Origin of the sequence: Aeoliella fuhlenseeensis (assembly GCF_052161615.1) — a bacterium.
Classification (GTDB): domain Bacteria; phylum Planctomycetota; class Planctomycetia; order Pirellulales; family Lacipirellulaceae; genus Aeoliella.
This window is the reverse complement of record NZ_CP197417.1, coordinates 2,497,567-2,517,235: the sequence shown is the minus strand read 5'-3', so window position 1 is coordinate 2,517,235 and position 19,669 is coordinate 2,497,567. Positions and strand designations below refer to the sequence as shown.

Sequence of the window (19,669 nt, the reverse complement as noted above, 5' to 3'; positions counted from 1 at the left end):
GCGAAAATCGGGCTAGACGAGTTGCGGCCGTCGCGGGTGGTGCTAGCGACATGGCCTTCGCTACCGATTTGTGGCACTGCTGGTCCCCAAAATCGGAACTGATTACACTAGTCGGACTGCCCTGTGCCCACCTTCGACTTGGAGATGTTTACGATGCGCTGCCTCCTTTTATTGGCTGGTCTATTATTGGCCAGCGTGGCCCACGGGGAAGCTAAGGTGACCGTCGACGTGCTCGACGCCGCTGCCGCGAAACCTGGTTTTAAGTTTGAGAACGTCCCCGCTCCTTCGGCGACCGACGCTGGCAATGTGGCGAAGCTGTCACTGGTGGACGGGCGCCGTGATCGCAACTCACCGGGGGTCGCCACGCTGACCGATGGCGGCACTTCGAATACGCCCGACGATCCCGCTAGCAGTTTCTTCTTTGGCGGCGACGGCGGCCGGGTGCTGGTGGACCTGGGCAAGGAACTCGACATCGAGCAGGTGAACTCCTACTCGTGGCACCCTTCGGACCGTTCGCCGCAGGTCTACACTTTGTGGGGCGCAGCGGAAGGGGCGAAGGGGCTGAAGCTCGCCCTGTCGGATGCCGATCCCTCGGAGTCGGGCTGGACGAAGATCGCGGAGGTCGACACCCGCGACGCGGCCGACGGCAAGCAAGGGCAAACCGGCGTGTCGATTGATGGTGTGGGCAAGTTCCGCTACTTACTCCTCGACATCCAGAAGTCGGACGATAACAGCCCGTTTGGGAATACCTTCTTTACGGAGATCGACATCGTCGATGGCAAGGAGTATCCCAAGGCCGAGCCGCTGCGGAACGTCGACTCGATGGTGATCGACGACAAGTACGAGATCTTCTTCGACACCACGGGTGCTCCAGAACTCCGCGGCTGGGTCGACGAGAAGCTGAAGCCGGTGGTTCGCGAGTGGTACCCTAAGATCGTCGACATGCTGCCGAGCGAAGGCTTCGACGCCCCGACGAAGTTCACCATTTTCTTCCGCAACGATATGGACGGCGTGGCGTACACGCAGGGCGTCGATGTCCACTGCGCCGGCGTGTGGTTCAGTCGCAATCTGGACGGCGAGGCGAAGGGTGCCGTGGTGCACGAACTGGTGCACGTGGTGCAGCAGTACCGCTCGCGTCGTAACCCGGGCTGGCTGGTCGAAGGACTGTGCGACTACATCCGCTGGTTTATGTACGAACCACAGGATCAACGCCCTCGCGTGAACTTCACTCGCGACAACTACGATGGCAGCTATCGCATCACCGGCTCGTTCCTCAATTACCTGGTGAGCCAGAAGGGGGAGGAGATCATCCCCAAGCTCAACGCCATCATGCGAGAAGGAAAATACAACGACGATGTCTGGACCGAACTCACCGGCAAGACGGCCGCGGAATTGTGGGCAGACTTTGAGGAGAGTTCGAAGAAGAGCTAAGGCGTCCTCTTCGAAATGAAAGCAAGAACTGGCTCGACCCTCCTGCTTGCGGGAGGGTCGAGTTTTTTTGTGGATCACTAGTTTGTTCGCAGGATAGCGGCACAGCCACACCTTGGAAAACAGCGTGAGATTTATTGACGATCCTCCGCGCCATAGGTGACTCGCCGGTCGTGAAGAGCGATTGGACTGCGCGGTTGCTGACTGACGAATGCGAAGTAGGAGATTTGGGCTCGACGAGTTGCGGCGTGCCTCGCGGCGTTAGCAATCGACTAGTCTTCCCCCGGAGCTATGCAGATTTTCCGAACTGGTTGCCCCGAAAAACGGAACTGATTAGACTGTGCGCTCTGCCCGCTAGCCCACCTTTGTTCTGGAGATTTCTTAGATGCGGTCCCTCCTTTGTATTACTGGACTATTGGCCGCCAGCGTGGCCTACGGAGAAACCATGGTGACCGTCGATGTGCTCGACGCCGCTGCTGCGAAACCTAGATTCAAGTTTGAGAACGTTCCTGCTCCTTCGCCGACCGATGCTGGCAATCTGGCGACACTCACCCTCGTGGACGGTCGACGTGATCCTAGTTCACCCGCCATCGGAACCCTCACCGACGGGGCCACCTCCGACAGCCCCGACGATCCTGCGCATAGCTTCTTCTTCGGTGGCGATGGCGGCCGGGTGCTGGTGGACCTGGGCAAGGAACTCGACATTGAGCAGGTGAGCTCCTACTCGTGGCACCCTTCGGATCGCGCGCCACAGGTTTACACGCTGTGGGGAGCAGCGGAGGATGCTCAGGGGCTGAATCTCGCTCTGTCCGATGCCGAGCCCGCGGAATCGGGTTGGACGAAAATCGCGGATGTCGACACGCGCGAAGCTGCGGATGGCAAACGCGGGCAGACGGGCGTATCGATCGATGGAGTTGGCAAGTTTCGTTATCTGCTGTTCGACATCCAGAAATCGGACGAGCGCAGCCCTTACGGCAATACGTTCTTCACCGAGATCGACATCGTCGATGGCAACGAGTACGCGAAAGCCGAGCCACCAAGTAATGTCGACTCGATGGAGATCGACGGCAAGTACGAGATCTTCTTTGACACCACGGGCGCTCCAGAACTTCGTGGCTGGGTGAACGAGGAGCTCAAGCCAGTGGTTCGCGCGTGGTATCCAAAGATCGTCAAGATGCTGCCGAGCGAAGGCTTTGATGCACCCACCAAGTTCACTATTTACTTCCGCAACAGCATGGATGGTATTGCACACACCGAGGGCGTGAATGTCTATTGTGGAGGCGTGTGGTTCAGTCGCAATTTGGACGGCGAAGCGAAGGGTGCCGTGGTGCACGAATTGGTTCACGTCGTGCAGCAGTACAACTCACCCCGTAATCCAGTCTGGCTCTACGAGGGACTTTGCGACTACATACGCTGGTTCAAGTACGAGCCTGCCGATCAACGCCCCCGAGTCAATTTTGCTAAAGACAACTACAACGGCAGCTACAAGATCACCGCCTCGTTTCTGAATTACTTGGTGAGTCAGAAGGGCGAGGAAATCATCCCCAAGCTCAACGCCATCATGCGCGAAGACCGCTACAATGACGATGTGTGGAAAGAGCTCACCGGCAAGACGGCGGCGGAGTTGTGGGCGGATTTTGAGGAGAGTTCGAAGAAGAGCTAGTGACGAATCTTCTCCCAGGGTAGCGGCATTCGCCGCAACCCTGGGCTAACATACGCAATGCCTTCGGCATACAGAGCATCGCCGCAGACGAATATCCCGAAGGGATTGCGTCACCCAGCCCAGTGTTGCGGCGCAGCCGCTACGCTGGGAGACGCATTGCGTCGCTAATGGCCTTCGCGGCGTATGCAGCGAGTCGGCTGAAGAAGGATTAGCTCTAAGCGCGTTTGCGTCCGACGAATCGGAAGTACGGAATCCTCAGCATTGGGATCATCATGATCTTGCCGGCGTGTTCGTCGACGCTCACCGTCTCGAAACGGCGTTCGAGGTAGGGCAAGAGATCAGGGTTGGGGAAGACGTTGTCGTTCGAGAACCAGACGGGCCAGAAGCTGCGGCGGAACCAAGAGTGCTTCGCACGGCCTTCGGGCGGGTACTTCTTGGCGACGTAGAAGTCGACCACGCCGATCGTGCCGCCTGGCTTGAGTAGCGTGAGGGCGTGGTCGATGGCGTCGTACCAGTTGGGGATCATCGTCAGCGAGTAGCAGAACGTCAACACGTCGACCGAGCCAGGCTCAAGGTCAACCGTGGTGGCGTCGGCGTGCCGGAGCTCGATATTGGTCCAGCCCTTGTCGTCGACACGCTTCTTCGCGATGCCGAGTAGCGACTCGCTGAGGTCGACTAGCGTTGCGTGGCGGAAGTTTGTGAGGCGGTCGCCCCACGCTTCGACGTTACGTGCGGTACCACAACCGAGGTCGACCCATACGCCATCTGCGGGTGCGGGGAGCGTGGCGAACAGTTCGTCGCGGCCATGCAGCATCTTCTGCCGGGTGGCGTCGTAGTGCTCGGCCTGTCCGGCGTAGAAGCTATCGAGTCGCTGCTGGTGAGACTCACCCCGAATGGGCGAGAGCACCATGTGATACAGAGTCTTCAGTTGCCCCAGTGCGCTCATTGTTGTCGTCCGACGCGGCGAAAGGTGAATTCTTGTGGAGCGTGGCGATGTCGAAACTGCCGTAGGTGTTCACGCGGTCCTTGGCGTGAAGTTCGGCGGCCAAGGCTACGTTATACTCCAAAAGCTCGCCCAGGGTATGGGTCTCGCCGCCCAGCTGCACTTCGATGGGGTTGATGAACTCGACCTGTAGCGCCGCGCTACGCCACAGCAGGATCGAGTTGTCGTCGGCGTGGTCGACGATCGCCTGCCACTGACGCTGCAGGATGTCGGCGTGGTGCTCGGCGAGCCAGTCCATGTGGTCGAGCAGCACGTAACGCGAGTACGTCTGGCTGGTCGACTCCAGGTAGTCGAGGATCGTGGTCGTGTGCGTGTGAATGCGGTCGACCAGACCACCTTTGAGACGCGCGAAGTTCGGCTCGCGGAGGTACTCGGGGCAGCAGTCCCGCGTGTACTCACCAGTCATGTAAACGCGCCAGAAGTAGTTATCCTTCAGCGGCAGCTTCGTGAACACCGCGTCGAGGCGATCTTCGATGAACTTCGCAATGCCACCGGGATAGAACTTTTCGAGCTGACGACGCTGCGCACGCGGCACGCCGAGCAGCGATAGCGTCGAGTCGCGACGGAGCAAGAACTCCATCTTCGGACCCCAGAACGCCGACTTCACTTCGTTGTAATAGATCTCGCGCTGCTCTTCGATGCTCTGGGCTTCGAGCAGGCGTTCGACCTGTGGACGGATGCGAGCCACGCGGTTCACGTAGGCGTTCATCGACCAGGCGAAAAAGCCTGACGAACCGCGGAAATAAAAGCTCGGACGGCGACCACGGCCATGGAAGAACTTGCCGTTCTTGTCCCAGTACTCGCGGGCCGCTTGGGGCAGGGCATCGCGAAGCGATTCGCGGTAGATGGTGTTCCAATCGGGCAGGCGACCGCGGCCGAACAACTCGAAGAACGTCTCGAAGTCGAGCTGGCGAATGCCGGCGAGCTTCAGTTCCAGGAGGGCGTTCTGGCGAGGGTTCACGTCCACCGTGTCGACTCGCTCCAGACCATCGAGCGCGTAGTCGAGGGCATTGCAGCCGGCCGAGGTGATCACCAGCAGGCGGTCGGACTCGGTGAGTTTGAGCGCGATGCGGTCGAGCCGGGGGTCTTCCCAGCAGGTGTTGTAAACGAGGTTCTTGCCGTGCGTGAAATTGAAAACGGCTCGGCTAAGCTTGGCAGCGAGCATGCAAGTTCCTGTGCGCGGGGGGAGGGGGTGCAGGCGAGGGCGAACGCACTTTCGCGATCGGACGAGCCAACTTGCCCAGCGAGCCGACGGTGATGTGGTTCGAGGAACTTAGATCGGTCCGCCCGCGATCGGCACCAGCTCGTCGGAAGCTAGCGGCAAGCCGTACGCATCGACACCCTCATGGTGTTTTCGCCAATCGCGTTATGGTCCCCATTTCGCCGCGTGGTTGCAAGGGGTTAGCTATAAGAACCGCCCAGAATTGGCGAGATCGCCCTTAAAACAGGAGGTTTAGGCAATTAGGATACCCGCGGTCAGGGAGTCGTCGGGCTCCTGCTCGCCCGGAGAGAGAGCAGGCAGCTCACCGAGAATCCGGCCATCGGCCCGGTTCAGCTCGAATGCTCCGGTGTGGTATTCGACGAGAGCGGTGCAGTTCTCGACCCAGTCGCCCGTGTTGAGGTACGCCAAGTTGTCGAGCTGCATGACTCGCGGCGTGTGGATGTGCCCGCAGATGATTCCGAAACAATTCTGCGCGACCGCCGCGTCGATCAGCTGCGCTTCGAAGTTGCTGATGTGCCGGACCAGGGCTTTGACGCGTCGTTTGATCATGCCGCAAAAGGCGTAGCGATTGTGCTGCTTGCCCCGGGCCCAGTTGAGCCAGTAGTTGGCGCTCAATAGAAAGTCGTAGGCGTACGCACCGACCAGACTGAGCCACGGCATCGACTGTTCGACTTTATCGAACTTATCGCCATGCATCACCAGGTAACGCCGCCCGTCGGCCGCCTCGTGGACGAACTCGTCCTGCATGTCGACGATGCCGTAGTCGGCGATGTAATTGCGGAGGAACTCGTCGTGATTGCCCGGCGTGTAATAAAGCTGAGTGCCCCTTCGCTTGAGGGCCAGCAAACGGTGCAGAATTCGGTCGTACACAGGCTTCCATCGCCAGCGGCGCTTGAGCTTCCACCCGTCGATGAAGTCGCCCACAATGTAAAGGTGCTCGGGCTCGTAGCGCTCGATCAACTCCAGAAACGCGGCGGCCTGGGTGTGTTTCGAGCCGAGATGGACATCGCTGACAAACAGCGAGCGAACCGATTCGGTGGGCGTGATGTCTCTCTGCCGCTTACGCAACGCGAGCTTCGGACGAATTGACAAGTGGACATCGGGCAGACGATGGCGAGCGATGGCGTTCAATTCGATTCCCTCGCAAACAGGAACGTTCGCCGCGGCGGCCGCTTCCTGACGACCCGTTTCCCACAACGAACCTCACAACAACTACTCACTAAGAGTATCTGTTGCGGGCGTTGGGATTCCGCGAACCGCGGGTGGGATCTCGGTTAAGTTTGTGTTCAGATTGCGTGAAGCACCAGAAGGCGGGCGGGTAGTGTAGCGAATTTTGGGGAGCGGTAAAAGTCGAAGGAGGACGCGAAAGGCGGCCGTATTGAATGTGCAAGACGCCAAGGCGTGGAGGAAACTATGCGGTGGGTTCAGGAGTTCGAGAGTAAGCGGAATGGCGACTCTCCCTTGTCTCCATCGATTCCCGTCTCCTGGGAACCCACAGCGTTGCCACGCTGATACGTCTGCTTTAGCGCGTCGAGAAGTCCAGGATTTAGCTCCATCTCACGCCCTAGGTTATATAGCGAACGCATACCCTCGACATCCCTTTCATCCATGGCCATGTTGAACTGATCTACCAGCCTTTCGTGACAACGACCGCTTAGTCGTGAGAAGGTCTCAGGTGCGCGAAGCCTTAACAGTGTGACCCACGTGTAGGCTTGGCGGGGTTCATCCTTGGCCAACGCCTCCGAGGTATGATACTCCACGTCGGCCACCAGATTCGCAAGGGCTTTGGCGTGTTGCGCCGCAGCCGCTTGGCGCTCGCGATGCATTCCCAACTGATAGGAGGCGACTGCGACGCCGGCAAACACCAGTGTGACGAGCAGTCCGCGGAACAAATAGCTTCGGCGGTTCATGATAGCGTAAGCCTCCTGCTTGATGACAACCGAGTTTGACGACGAGCAGTTTAGTCGATCGAGGCTTTTTAGCACACCGCGAAAAGCCAAGGCTTGAGTGGGCTGCTCCGGTACTGATGATCCGCGAGAATCCGCTTTATCCGCGCCAATCCGCGACTGATCTTTCCTAGCTGTGCATCCGCGGCAACTCTTCCCCCTCTTCCATGATCTCCGCCTCCGCCGCTGCGAGCTCATCGAGCCGCGCCATGACCTCCGCTTCCGGCGCGAAGTGTTTGGCGAGCCTCGTGTACGTCGTATGATGCCGAGCTTCGGATTCGAATAGGCTGCGATAAAACTCGGCGAGCTCTTGGTCCTCGACGTGTTCGGCGAGCACCGAGAAACGCTCGCAGCTACGGGCTTCGATCAAGCCGGCGACCAGCAGGCGGTCGACGGCGCGGTGGGGTTCGCCCTTGCGAACCAGATCGTTCAGTTTGCGGCCGTAGCTCGATGGCTTGGTGCGGCGGAACTTGATGCCGCGCTTGGCGAGCAGGTCGAGCACCATGTGGAAGTGTTCGAGCTCTTCATTGACGATCTCGGTCATCTCCTGACACAGCTCGATGTCCTCGACGTAGGCGAACATCAAGTTGAGTGCGGTCCCCGCTGCTTTCTTCTCGCAGTGGGCGTGGTCGATCAGGATTTCGGCGAGCGACTGGTCGACTTGGTCGAGCCATCGCTGGTTGGTTTTCGATTGCAGGTGAAGCATCAGGGGCGGGGTACGGGTGGAGTTGGATTTGCTGAGTGGGCACTTCGAAGTTCGCCAGCGGCTTGGCGGCCCACTCGATCGACGAGCCACTGCGGCGCGAGACGTTTGAGCCGCCAGTATAACTTCGCGCGGCCGCCAACGACTACGTGCAGCTGTCCTCGTGCGGCACCGGCGAGCGCTTCGCGGGCGACTTGCTCGGCCGTGATTTTGGAGGCGGCGACGAACTTGTCGCAGATAGTCGAGTGAGCGGGGTCGCCGAGCCTGGCGCTGGAGAAAAGCTGCGTGGGCGTAACGCCGGGAAGGACTGCGGTGGCGTTCAGGCCATAAGGTTTGAGCTCGCCGCGCAATGATTCGGTAAGCGCGATCACGCCGGCCTTCGTCGCGTTGTACGCGGCGAACCCTGGCGGGGCGACCGCCGCGAAGATCGATGCCATGTTGATGACGCCGCGCGGATTCACGGTGCTCTGCGACTTGCGAAGCCATGGCACCATGGTGTTCGTACCATGCATCACACCGAGCAAATTCACCTCGACGATGTGCGCGAGATCGCCGGGCGAGGCATCGCCAAGTTCGCCGGTTACTAGTACGCCAGCGTTGTTGACGAGTAGGTCGAGTTGGGGCCAGCGAGCTTCAAGATCGGTGCGCAGCGAATGCCATGAATTGGGATCGGCCACATCGAGCGCGTGCGCGATGGCACGCCCGCCGAGCTCCCTCGTCACGTGCTCAGCGGCATCGACGTTGATGTCGGCAACCGCGACGTTCCAGCCACGTTCCACCAGCGCATGGCAAAACGCTCGGCCAATTCCCGAGCCGCCGCCGGTTACGATCGCGTTGCCAAATTCAGACATATGAAGAATTCGTCGCGGATTTGCGCGAATGCTGCGAATCATCGCGGATAAAAACTAAACAGCGTAATTCGCGATCGTCCGCTTCGATCCGCGTGGCTCCGCGACTGCTTCTTAAACCTCGTCCGTTATCGCTTCGACAATATTTGTGGCGAAGGGTTGGTACTGTTCGTAGTACTGCTTGGCGAGCGAGTCGGGGAACAGGTGATAATCGCCCGCCGCTAGGGCGGCGATGATGCCGTCGGCCACCACACTCGCGGGCTCGGCGACTTCGTCGAGACCTGCCTGAGCGCTCATGTCGGTACGGATTGGTCCGGGGTGAACGCTGAGCACTTGCGTGCCCTGCTCGGTGAGTTGCAGGTGCAGGGCCTGGGTGATCGAGTATGCCGCCGCCTTAGACGCACAGTAGGCCGCGAAACCGGGGAACGAACGCAGCGAAGCGACCGAGTTGATCTGCACAAACGCCCCGCCACCGTGTGCCTTTAGCACCGGCGCGAAAGCCTGCGCCATCCGCACTTGGCCGTACGCGTTGACGTTGAGCTGGTACTGCGTGCTTTCGATGAAGTCACTATCAAGGGGATTCCCTCCCTGATAGACGCCAGCGTTGTTGATTACCAGCGACACGTCGTTCGCTTTGTGTGCCGCCGATTTGATGCTGTCGGCGTCCTCCATGTCGATTCGCACGGGGACCACTTTGGCGCCGTGGGCAGCTACCAATTCATCGGCCGAGTCGAGCTTTCGCACGCCCACGTAGACCTTCGAGGCCCCCGCGGCTAACAATGTCTCGACGATCGTCTTGCCAATGCCGCGATTAGCACCGGTGACGAGCGCCACTTTCTTCTCGATGGTGAATCCCATATCAACCTCGGTTGTATTAGTTCCGCCGCCCGCAAAGTGTCATTGTACGAGCCGACCCCGCACGTCGGCTATGGGATGCCGGTACCGGGATGCTACGCCTCGGTCGCCCAGTACCCGCCGCGGGCGTGGTCATAGAGGGCTTCGTGGCCGCGCTGGCTTGCGACTATTTGGCCGTCGCAAAATACCTCGTGTCCCATCACCCACGTGCGGACTGGCCAACCCACGAGTTCCACACCGTCCCACGGACTCCAGCCGCACTTGGTAAGTTGGTCTTCGTTCCGAATAGTTTGCTGCTTCTCAAGATCGACGAGTACCAAATCGGCATCGTAGCCCACTGCGATCCGACCTTTATTGACGATGTCCCAAACGCGAGCCGGGGCGTCGCACATCCAGTGGACCACTTGCTCGATGGTGCACCGGCCTTGATGCACTTCGTTGAGCAAGAGGGCGAGTGAGTTCTCGACTGCCGGCAGACCGGAAGGGGACTGTGGGTAGGGTTTTCGCTTTTCGTCGAGCGTGTGCGGCGCGTGGTCGGTCGCGATGACTTGTAACCGTCCATCCAGTAGAGCCTGCCACACCGCCGCGTTGTCGTCCCGCGTCTTGAGCGACGGATTCATTTGGATGAGCGTGCCGAGGCGCTCGTAGTCGTCGATCGAAAAGAATAAATGATGCGGACAGGCTTCGCCCGTGAGCAGCCGATGGTGATTGGCGAGTAGCTCGCACTCGCCGGCGGTCGACACGTGCAGCACGTGAAACCGGTGCTTGTGCCGCACGGCGAGGTCCATGGCCCGCTTGGTCGCGATGATCGCCGCCTCGTGGTCGCGGATGCGCGAGTGATCGGCGACGTCGCTCGTCTCGCCGATTCGGTCGCGGTTCGCACGGACGGTTGCTTCATCCTCGCAGTGGGCGGTGAGTGGCAACGTCGTTTCAGCGAAAATGCGCTCCAGGGCGTTTTGATCGTCGACGAGCAAATCGCCAGTGCTCGACCCAATAAAGATCTTGATGCCGGGCGTGCGGGTGGCTCGCTTCAGCTCGTCCAAATTGTCGGGCGTCGCGCCGATGTAGAACCCATAGTTGACGATGGAGCTCGCCGCCGCCAGGCGTAGCTTGTCTTCGACCAACTGCTGCGTGATGGCGTTCGGTACGGTGTTCGGCATTTCGAGGAACGTCGTGACGCCCCCTTTCGCACACGCCCGCGAAGCGTGCGCGAGGTCTTCCTTGTGCGTCAGCCCCGGCTCGCGGAAGTGAACCTGATCGTCGATCACACCGGGGATCAGATGCAAGCCACGGGCATCAATCGTTTCGTCGACCGCTAACTGCGACGCCGAATCGATGTCGGCGATTTTGGTTCCTTCGACAACGACATCGATTTCTGCGACCCCGTCGGGCAGGACGACTTTGGCATTTTTGATACGAGTACGCACGGGGGATCCTGGGTCTGCTTAGCCACGGATGAACACGGATTGGCTCGGATGAAAGGCGATGGCTCCATGATAAGAGGTTGGGGGGAGTTCGTCTTGAGGGTGGGGTTCTACGTGATCGAACGACAGTTGCGTCATCGTCCGCTTGCCCTTGATCGCATGGAGAGTGAAGATTTCTGCTTGAACCCATCAGCAACCCGCGGATATTCTAGCCTAAAGCACATTGTTAGTAGTCCGCCTCAATCAATTGAACCACATTGGAGCAGGTTGCCATGGTCGACACCGAGCTCCGCCTTCGGCTCGCCCAAGATATGCGTTTGCTGGTAACTGGCCGGCTATCGAATGACGACTTTGACGATTCCTACTACGACTATTATCGGGATTCAAAGGACCCAGCTGTGCGCGTGATCGGGGAGTTTTGCTGGGCTTTGTACAGTAGCGATGTCCTTTGGCCTTACTACTTGAAGGGGTGGCATGAGATCGGACGCGAAACCAAACGCACGGCCACTTACGCCTTTCTCTTCCTGCATACCAATCGCGAATATGGCTATCCGCTTGAAGATGACACGTCTGGACGCATATTACGTACCTTCGTGCAATCCATATTAGTCATACTCGGGACGACGCTTTTGGTGTGTGCATGGCTGGCGTTCTCATGCCGCGATCCCGATCTAGGTTGGCTGATGACCGGCACAGGAATCGGGGTCCTTGGATTGTCTGCTGCTTTCTGGAAACTTGGTCGTCTTGCAGCCAACACTCACTGGCAAAGGGCGAATGCCATGGGCCAACTTGATGTGTGGCCTTTTCTAAGTCGTGATGCTGTCGCTGAAGCTAACGGGCATTTGTATCTCTTAGAGCAGTTCATTCCGCCAACGATCTCGCAAACTTGAACCTCGCGACATTATCGCCACCTCCAGGTTTTGGCTGGAGTCCGAGATGCCCGCGAGCCTAAGCGCATATACGCATGAGGCGCCAATTCCCGCGAAGCGAATCCAGAGAATTCTTCACCAATCGCGGCATATGGTGAGCTCGTTGCCGCACGTTGCCTTCTCGCAACACGTAGCGATCCGGCCGCATTTCCAAGGCCTTTTGTTGCCGTGGCACTACATCGCTTCGCTCCGCCCGCGGCGAATTGTCGCATTCGCTGGGCACCTTCCTAGGCGCGCACAGCTGTGACCTACGTTTGCCTAGCCGACGTGGTGGGTGAACCGCGAACGGCTGCTTTTCGCGATCCTTTTCAAACACTTTTCCAGCTTGGCCACGCGGTGGCCGCGGGCTGTTTCGGCAGCCACGCTTCGGGGTGACTTTCATGCCACGCAATGGGCACAGCGCGGTGCGTCGTAGCGCTATCGAGCCGCTTGAGTCGCGGCAGATGATGGCCGCTGACTTCGTGGACGCGGTGCTAGTGCCTGACGAGTCGATTCCCTCGATCGAACAACACGGCGTCGCGGCGGCCGATTTCTGGATCGACCCGCAGGATGGCTTTCAGATCGACGCGGGGGTGGAGCAGCATCTCAATGAAGCGCACGCACAGACGGGCCTCGACCATGTCCGCGCCAATTACGGGTTTACGGGTATCGGCCAGACCGTTGTGGTAATCGATAGCGGCATTGCCTACGACCACTTCGCGCTCGGTGGTGGATTCGGCACCGGGTATCGCGTGGTTGGTGGGTGGGACTTTGCCGAGAACGAGTGGAATCCGTTCGACGATGGCACCGAAGGTTCGCACGGCACGCACGTCGCGGGCATCATTGGAAGCACCGGCGACGAGTACGGCAACCACACGGGCGTTGCGCCCGGTGTCGACCTTGTAGGACTTCGCGTTTTCGACGACGCGGGTGCCGGGACCTTCGACGACGTCGCACGGGCCCTACAATGGGTGATCGACAACCACAAGAGTTTCGAGAATCCCATCACGGCGGTGAATCTCTCACTAGGAACGAGTTGGAACAGCGCCACAGCGCCGGGTTGGGCGAGTTTGCTCGAAAGCAAGTTCCAAGAGATCGAATCGCTGGGTATCTTCATCGCGGTCTCGGCGGGGAACAGCTTCAGCACTTACAAGACGCCAGGGCTCAGCTATCCCGCGGCCAGCCAGTACGTCGTGCCCGTGATGAGCGTCGACGACAACGGCGAGCTGAGTAGCTTCAGCCAGCGGCTCACCAACGCCATTGCCGCGCCGGGCAGGTACATTCGCAGCACCGTGCCCGACTACGCCGGCAACCACAACGGCCGCACCGACGACTTCGCGAGCTTCTCGGGCACCAGCATGGCCGCGCCCTACGTGGCGGGGGCGAGCGTGTTGATCCGCCAGGCGATGGAGCTCGTCGGACGCACCGCCATTTCGCAAGACACGATTTACAGCCACATGCGGCAGACGGCGGACGCGGTGTTCGACGCGGCGACCGGCACCAACTACCTGCGACTGAACCTCGAAGCGGCCATTGACGCGATCCTGCCCGATGACGATTACGGCTCGACTACAACGAGCGCCCATCACCTTGGAACACTGACCGACGGCGAGACGCAGACGCGTGGCATGATCTCTTCCCTTGCGGACATCGACTACTTTACATTCACTGCAACAGCGGACGGTGTGGCGAAATTCAGCGCGACCGCCACGCACGACCTTGATCTCGCGTGGAAATTCGGCAGCCAGTCCGTCACCCGCAATGGCGACACTTGGACGATGAACGTCGTCGCCGGCGAGAGCTACACCCTTGGTATAGGCACGACGGACGGCCTAGGGTACTACACGCTGGCTGTCTCCATCGAATCTTCGTTCTCGTTTGTCGACTGGAACCAGATCATAGGACAACACCAGTTCTCCGCCGTGAACTGCTCGGGCGAAACTTGGTATCGAATCGTTGCTGGCCAGACCGGGTTTGTGACCGCCGAAGCGATGGCGACGAGCTCGGGGACGGGCATTGAACTGGCTTTGTACGACGCCAATATGCAGATGGTGGGGCAGGGGACCGCGACCACGACGGGTGCCCGCGTCGAAGCCCTCGCCACCGCGGGGCAGGAGTTTTTCATTCGTGCCAGCGGTGCGAGTAACGCCATCGACTTCCAGCTCACGAACATGGTGAACCTCGTCGGCTCGACGCTCACCGTGACGGGGACCGGCGGCAACAATGCGTTTACTTTCCACGCCGGCGATACGCACCGACTATCCGTGAACGGAGTTGAGTACGCGTTCGACGCCAAACTGGTCAACCAATTCATCATCGACGCCGGTGCCGGTAACGACACGGTAGAGTTCCACGGCACCTTGGCTAACGAACAAGCAACGCTCCGGCAGAACGAGGCCCGCGTTGTTGCAAGCGACTACCATTTCCAAGCCATCGGTGCCGAGACAGTTCGCATCACGGGTGGCGGCGGCCTCGACCAAGTGGCGTTCTATGGCTCCTCGGCCAATGAGCAGTACGTCGGTCACGCGAATCGGGCCATGTTCAGCGGCACCACCGTTCGGTTCGACGTGCTCGACTACGCCAGTTATCTGGTGCAAAGCGGCGGCGGTCTCGACAAGGCCACGTTCTACGACACCGCGGGTGACGAATGGTACATAGGACGGGCGAACAAGGTTCAATTCAGTGGTGCCGGATTCCATCACGAAGCCGTCAACTTCTCGTCGACGCTGGCTTACTCGACGGGCGGCAATGACTCCGCCACGCTGCACGGGTCGCAGGCCGATGACGTTTACGTCGCGTGGGCGGATCGCGCGTTCATGACCGGCGCGGGATATCACAACGATACACGAGGGTTCGCGCGAACGCTTGCCTACGCCTCCGGGGGCAACGACCAGGTGACGTTCTACGACACCGCAGGCGACGACACCTTCGCGGCGTGGTCGGACCGAGCGATCCTCGCGGGCGAAGGCTACTACCACGACGCCCGGGGCTTCGCTCGCGCGCGGGCCTACGGCACGACGGGCGTCGACGTGGCGATGTTCTACGACACGACGGGCGACGACGGCTACCTGGGTCGAGGCAATCAAGGAACCATGTCGGGGGCCGGCTACCGCAACGACGCCTTCAACTTCGATAGCTTCACGGCTACGGCGTCGCAGGGTTTCGATATGGCCACGCTCTACGACTCAGCCGGCGACGACGTGTCCCACGCGTACCACGATCGCTCCAAGCTTTGGGGCGATGGTTTCTCGCATCGTGTGAACTCGTTCGATCGCACCGTAACCATCGCTAGTACGGGACACGACGTGGCGACGCTCCGGGAATCGCCAGCCGACGATGCGTCCGTGCCTCAGTCCGAGCGTGCGTTGATGTCCGCGCTGGCATACGTCAACCGTGCCCGCGGGTTCGATAGGACAGTCGCCCAATCAACACCTGGCTACGACCGGGCCTCACTGTACGATTGGTCTGCGGATGATGAGGCTTTCGCGCAGCCATTCGGAGATACCATCTCCGCCAGCAACTACCGGCAAGAAGTGCGAGGTTCGGAACGAGTCGACGCCTTCCGCACCTTTGCCGGCGAAGACGAAGCGACCGTCGATTCGATCGACAACCTGTTCCAATTGCTGGGCGACTGGCAGAGCGTTTAACCTTCGAGCCTCCCTACGCCCCGCGGCGGGTGGCCCCGGTGCGATGAATCTGCTCGGTGGCTACCAATCTCGCCACGCGAGCCCGCAGTTCGCGGAAGGATGGCGACGACTTGATATCGCGTGGAACGTAGTTCTTGTAGAACGTGCGGATGACGGGGACCAGCAGGATGCGAACGTCGCCCCACAGCGTGTGCGTATCGAGATAGTATAGCTCGAGCCGCAACTTGTACGGGCGGATGACTCGCTCGTACGCCTCTTCGGGATCAGGCGCACCTGCCAGGACCTCGCGCTCGTCGCGGTTCCAGAGCGACGCCCAGTCGATCAGCCCGGGACGCAGCGCGAGTAGACGCTTCTCGTTCCAGTTGTACCGCTCCACTTCATGAACCGATTCGGGGCGAGGACCAACAATGCTCATCTCGCCGCGGATTACGTTGACGAGTTGGGGTAGCCACTCGAGCTTTGACGCACTCGCCGGCCGTCGGCTTAGCCCCGTGTCTGCGGGCGCAACAAAGGTGAGCATCTGAAAGGGAATCGCACCACGCCCTGCGCGACGACACCGCTCGAACACGGGTCCAGCCGCTTCGCGCTTGCGCCTGCGCACCACCCAAAGCAGTACGGGAGAGAGGACCAGCAGGGCGAGGCTGGCAGTCGTCAGGTCGAATAAGCGTTTGAGCATCGAAAACTTGCAGCAGGAACACCCAAAGGACGGACAACATTGGTCGGCCGCCCGCGAATACTAATTAAATGCAACTCCCTCGCCGCCTAGCGGGGCGTTGCAATCGCGGGATGTAACGCGAATGCCGCTGTTTCGGCAAGGCGAGTTCGACCCTTCCGACAGCACCAAGCTCCGTTTGTTGCTAGCACCGAATGCCGACCTAGCGGCCGACTGGTCGCCAAACGACCAGCCCGAGTGTGTCTGGAACCAACCTCACTGTACGGAACGACCCACTTAGCGACAAACGAAGGGGCGAAACGACTAAAAATGCTGCGTTTTCACGGAACACCTCGACCCGAACCCAAGTTGCGGCAAACTCGCGAGCGGAATTGGCGCGCTCTTTGCATTTCGTCCCCTTCGTGAAACGCAACTCTCGAACATCGCACCGTGCGAAGTTCGATCTCCAGGTTCAGTGATTGAGGTGACTTGCCATGACTATCGGCGTGATTATTGGTTGGATCGTGTTCGGTTTGGTAATCGGTTTCATCGCACGCCTGCTCGTGCCGGGCCGCGATCCGATGGGCTTCATCGGCACAATGCTCGTAGGTGTCGCCGGCTCGTTCCTTGGTGGCTTCCTCGTGCAGCTGCTGTGGGGACTCGATGGCGAGTTCGAACCGGCTAGCTGGATCGGCTCCATCGTGGGTGCCATCCTTGTGGTTCTCGCCGTGCGTCAGGTCCGTCCCGAGCGTCGCCTCCGCTAACCACCGACAATCTCGCTTCCACAACTTCCTTCGCCAAAAATTCCATGATCAGTCCCACGTCCAATCTGCAAGAACCGCGATGGCCAGTCCAAAAGGCTCCGATGCCGATGGCGAGCGCCCCGCCGGTTTCTCAGGAGCGATTGCTCCGTCAGCTCGAGGCCATCAGTCACTTGTTTGACGATGCGTTTCGCCTGCCGGGGACGTCTGTGCGACTGGGATGGGACGCGGTCATCGGACTCATACCGGTGGTGGGCGATGCGACCACGACGCTTGTCTCCGCCTACTTCCTCTGGCAGGCGAAGCAGCTCGGGGCTCGAAAACGAACCCTAGCCTGGATGCTAGGCAACGTAGCCATCGACTTCGTCGTTGGGACAATTCCACTGGTCGGTGATCTCGTCGACGTTGGATGGCGTGCCAATCGGCGCAATATGCGAGTGCTAATTCGTGAGCTCGAACGCCAAGGGAAAATGTCCCCTGAAGAAGCCAAACGCCGGCTGGAAAAGCTCGGCGGCCGAAAGACTCGTCGTCCCCAGCAGCAATCGCACTTGCACACGCTGCAGCCCTGTCCGCTGCTCATGCCTTAAGTTTGCTAGTCTTCGGACGACCAACTAAAAAACCGCCCAGCGGCGGATGCTCGCTGGGCGGTTTTGTCGTTTGCTTGTGCGTGGTGAGGGCGTCTTAGGAGACGACCTTGACGTTCTCAGCGCGGGGACCCTTGGGGCCCTGGCCTTCGGTGTACTCCACTTGCTGACCTTCGCGGAGGTTGTCGAAGTTGGTTTCCCCTTGAACTGCCGAGCTGTGGAAGAAGATGTCTCCTCGCTCCCCCTCGATGAAACCAAAACCCTTGTCCGTCAGCTTCTTAATCGTACCTTGCGACACTTCAAATCACTCCTGGCACGTAACTACAATTGAATACGCCACCCACACGCCGTGCCTCATGCGTGGGTTGAGCAACAGGCAGATCGCAATCGACAGGCAACCGCGGAACACGGAAGCATGGCAACAGTTAACGTACACCGCTCGTGAAGAGAGGCCCCTGAATCTGAGCTTGGGCTGTTAGAAGAGTTGGCATCTGGCGGAAATCCACCGCTGACATCGCTTCGGCATCACCCCTACCGATTTGCAGTCTGGCGTGCATGGTAACCCCGGTACGGGCGCGAGTCAATCCTTAAACGCCCACCCGCCAAAACCCGGTCAAGGGGGGCCGTTTTGGGTGTTTTTCGATGTTTTTGGGGAAGGGAGCTACTGTTAATCAGACCTTACATCTACCTCGGACCTGATTGAGAACCAGCGAGCGAATCAGAATTCCATCTCCAGCGTCGCGTCCACAAACTTCGGCTCTACTGTCTTAGCATCCACGGTGCACTTGGGGTTCGCTTCGAGCTCCTCAACGAGCGCCGGACTCGCGTACATCGAGTCGAGGTGCAACGTGTTTGGAATGATCAACCATCGTTCGGTACCACTGCGATTGGCGCACCACGCGAAGGCTTCCTGGTCGTCTTTCGCCACGTGGCACATGCGGATGCGATCGAGGTCGCCTGTAGTTTCGGCGTTGATGCGTGTCTTCTCAAAGTCGATGGAATCGTAGAGCCGCTGGGTGATACAGTCGCCAAGTCCAAAGCCAAGGGCGTTGCCCTGCGAAGCGGCGGTGAGCTCCAGCGCCGCGATGCTACCAATGCGCGGACTGGGGAAGTCTGGCACTCCTTCGAGCCCACGGCGGCCGATGACATTCGGGTCCATGCCAAGTCCGCTATAAGTCTTGCCGATCTCGTCGACGATCAGCACATCAAGATCCTCCACCGGCAGCTTGGGGAAATAGTGGCTCACCAGCCGATCGAGCAGCTTAGGCTCTTCGCGGAAGAAGTCGTCGGGGGCGAGGGCGTGCAGTTCGGCTGTTTGGTCGTAGCCATCTTCGAGGATCGCCAGCCCGGCGAAGATTTTCCCCGTGGCAATGATCGCTTCGCCGAGCGCGATGATGGCGTCGGGCTTTTGATCGGTTGGGATTTTGTGGAACGTCCGCGCGCCGTTGATCTTGCCCATGCCGATGGTCATCATCTTCATCAGCCCGCTTTGGATCGGGCCGACGAAGCAGGTGTGGAGTTTGATGCGATTGAGCACCAGCACGCCATCGGCCTCGAAGCAATTGCGGTCGACGGTGATGGGACCAGTAAAGGTTTCGCCTATCTCGACCACGTCCATCGACGATTTGATCGGCATCTCCATCGCCGCTTCGGTGATGCCCAGCGACTCGACCATCGCCCGCTGCCCTGGTCCGGTCGCGCCGTTGTGGGACCCCATGCAGGGGACGATGAAGGGCTCGGCGCCGCGGCTCTTGAGCCAGTCGCCCGCGGCTCGAGTGATCGCCGCGATGTTTGCGATACCTCGGCTCCCCGCCGTGATAGCCACCGGCCCTTGCGGCACCGGGCGGTCGACGCGATCGAGGGCCTCGAACACCGCTTGGTGGATGTTGACAATCGGATTGCTGACGAGCTCTTGGCGAACGTGATGGAACTTCATGCGAGGGCGCGATAGGGAGGGTCTTAGGCAGAAAAAAGAGGCGGCTCATCTGGCGAATCGTTGGCCACGATTCCATTAGATCAGTTGGG

At 59.8% G+C, this 19,669-nt stretch carries 17 protein-coding genes; 6 read left to right on the top strand and 11 right to left on the bottom strand.

Annotation, left to right across the window (positions count from 1 at the left end):
- Positions 1–153 precede the first annotated feature (153 nt).
- Together SH292x_RS09795 and SH292x_RS09790 are read left to right on the top strand one after the other, a co-directional pair.
- On the top strand, positions 154–1,431 hold the full coding sequence (locus SH292x_RS09795; protein ID WP_442485425.1) for a basic secretory protein-like protein: 1,278 nt from the start codon (positions 154–156) through the stop codon (positions 1,429–1,431).
- 382 nt (positions 1,432–1,813) lie between these two features.
- On the top strand, positions 1,814–3,091 hold the full coding sequence (locus SH292x_RS09790; RefSeq protein WP_442485424.1) for a basic secretory protein-like protein: 1,278 nt from the start codon (positions 1,814–1,816) through the stop codon (positions 3,089–3,091).
- Positions 3,092–3,305: 214 nt separating this feature from the next.
- On the opposite strand, the gene SH292x_RS09785 is transcribed toward SH292x_RS09790, so the two are convergent.
- From SH292x_RS09785 to SH292x_RS09750, 8 genes are all read right to left on the bottom strand, one after another.
- A complete protein-coding gene (locus SH292x_RS09785) occupies positions 3,306–4,001 on the bottom strand; it encodes a class I SAM-dependent methyltransferase (protein ID WP_442485423.1) in 696 nt (231 codons plus the stop codon).
- On the bottom strand, positions 3,976–5,259 hold the full coding sequence (locus SH292x_RS09780) for a DUF3419 family protein (protein WP_442485422.1): 1,284 nt from the start codon (positions 5,257–5,259) through the stop codon (positions 3,976–3,978). Before SH292x_RS09780 ends, SH292x_RS09785 begins: the two co-directional genes overlap by 26 nt.
- Before the next feature lie 288 nt (positions 5,260–5,547).
- Complete coding sequence (locus SH292x_RS09775; protein WP_442485421.1) at positions 5,548–6,447, bottom strand: UDP-2,3-diacylglucosamine diphosphatase; 900 nt, start codon at positions 6,445–6,447, stop codon at positions 5,548–5,550.
- 293 nt (positions 6,448–6,740) lie between these two features.
- A complete protein-coding gene (locus tag SH292x_RS09770) occupies positions 6,741–7,226 on the bottom strand; it encodes a hypothetical protein (protein WP_442485420.1) in 486 nt (161 codons plus the stop codon).
- A gap of 166 nt (positions 7,227–7,392) precedes the next feature.
- Complete coding sequence (locus tag SH292x_RS09765; protein WP_442485419.1) at positions 7,393–7,968, bottom strand: tRNA-(ms[2]io[6]A)-hydroxylase; 576 nt, start codon at positions 7,966–7,968, stop codon at positions 7,393–7,395.
- Complete coding sequence (locus tag SH292x_RS09760; RefSeq protein WP_442485418.1) at positions 7,968–8,816, bottom strand: SDR family NAD(P)-dependent oxidoreductase; 849 nt, start codon at positions 8,814–8,816, stop codon at positions 7,968–7,970. Before SH292x_RS09760 ends, SH292x_RS09765 begins: the two co-directional genes overlap by 1 nt.
- A gap of 111 nt (positions 8,817–8,927) precedes the next feature.
- Entirely contained in the window at positions 8,928–9,671 is a 744-nt protein-coding gene (locus tag SH292x_RS09755) for an SDR family oxidoreductase (RefSeq protein WP_442485417.1), read from the bottom strand.
- A gap of 92 nt (positions 9,672–9,763) precedes the next feature.
- Positions 9,764–11,095: a dihydroorotase gene (locus SH292x_RS09750; protein WP_442485416.1), complete on the bottom strand. Its 1,332-nt coding sequence runs from the start codon at positions 11,093–11,095 to the stop codon at positions 9,764–9,766.
- A gap of 269 nt (positions 11,096–11,364) precedes the next feature.
- Between SH292x_RS09750 and SH292x_RS09745 the strand changes: the two genes are divergently transcribed.
- Both SH292x_RS09745 and SH292x_RS09740 read left to right on the top strand, forming a co-directional pair.
- Complete coding sequence (locus SH292x_RS09745) at positions 11,365–11,982, top strand: hypothetical protein (RefSeq protein WP_442485415.1); 618 nt, start codon at positions 11,365–11,367, stop codon at positions 11,980–11,982.
- 419 nt (positions 11,983–12,401) lie between these two features.
- Complete coding sequence (locus tag SH292x_RS09740) at positions 12,402–15,647, top strand: S8 family peptidase (protein WP_442485414.1); 3,246 nt, start codon at positions 12,402–12,404, stop codon at positions 15,645–15,647.
- A gap of 13 nt (positions 15,648–15,660) precedes the next feature.
- Here the strand turns inward: SH292x_RS09740 and SH292x_RS09735 are convergent, their stop codons facing one another.
- Positions 15,661–16,323 carry a sugar transferase gene (locus SH292x_RS09735; protein WP_442485413.1) on the bottom strand — a complete coding sequence of 221 codons (663 nt, stop codon included), beginning with the start codon at positions 16,321–16,323 and terminating at the stop codon, positions 15,661–15,663.
- A 470-nt stretch (positions 16,324–16,793) separates the two neighbouring features.
- On the opposite strand from SH292x_RS09735, the gene SH292x_RS09730 reads away from it, so the two are divergent.
- Together SH292x_RS09730 and SH292x_RS09725 are read left to right on the top strand one after the other, a co-directional pair.
- Positions 16,794–17,063, top strand: a complete 270-nt coding sequence (locus SH292x_RS09730) for a GlsB/YeaQ/YmgE family stress response membrane protein (RefSeq protein WP_442485412.1) — start codon at positions 16,794–16,796, stop codon at positions 17,061–17,063.
- A gap of 44 nt (positions 17,064–17,107) precedes the next feature.
- Positions 17,108–17,647 (top strand): DUF4112 domain-containing protein, encoded by a 540-nt coding sequence (locus tag SH292x_RS09725; RefSeq protein WP_442485411.1) that lies wholly within the window; start codon positions 17,108–17,110, stop codon positions 17,645–17,647.
- Positions 17,648–17,741: 94 nt separating this feature from the next.
- Here SH292x_RS09725 and SH292x_RS09720 read toward each other — a convergent pair whose 3' ends face one another.
- Positions 17,742–17,942: a cold-shock protein gene (locus tag SH292x_RS09720; RefSeq protein WP_442485410.1), complete on the bottom strand. Its 201-nt coding sequence runs from the start codon at positions 17,940–17,942 to the stop codon at positions 17,742–17,744.
- Between the two features lie 420 nt (positions 17,943–18,362).
- On the bottom strand, positions 18,363–19,580 hold the full coding sequence (locus tag SH292x_RS09715; RefSeq protein WP_442485409.1) for a lactate racemase domain-containing protein: 1,218 nt from the start codon (positions 19,578–19,580) through the stop codon (positions 18,363–18,365).
- Between the last annotated feature and the right edge of the window lie 89 nt (positions 19,581–19,669).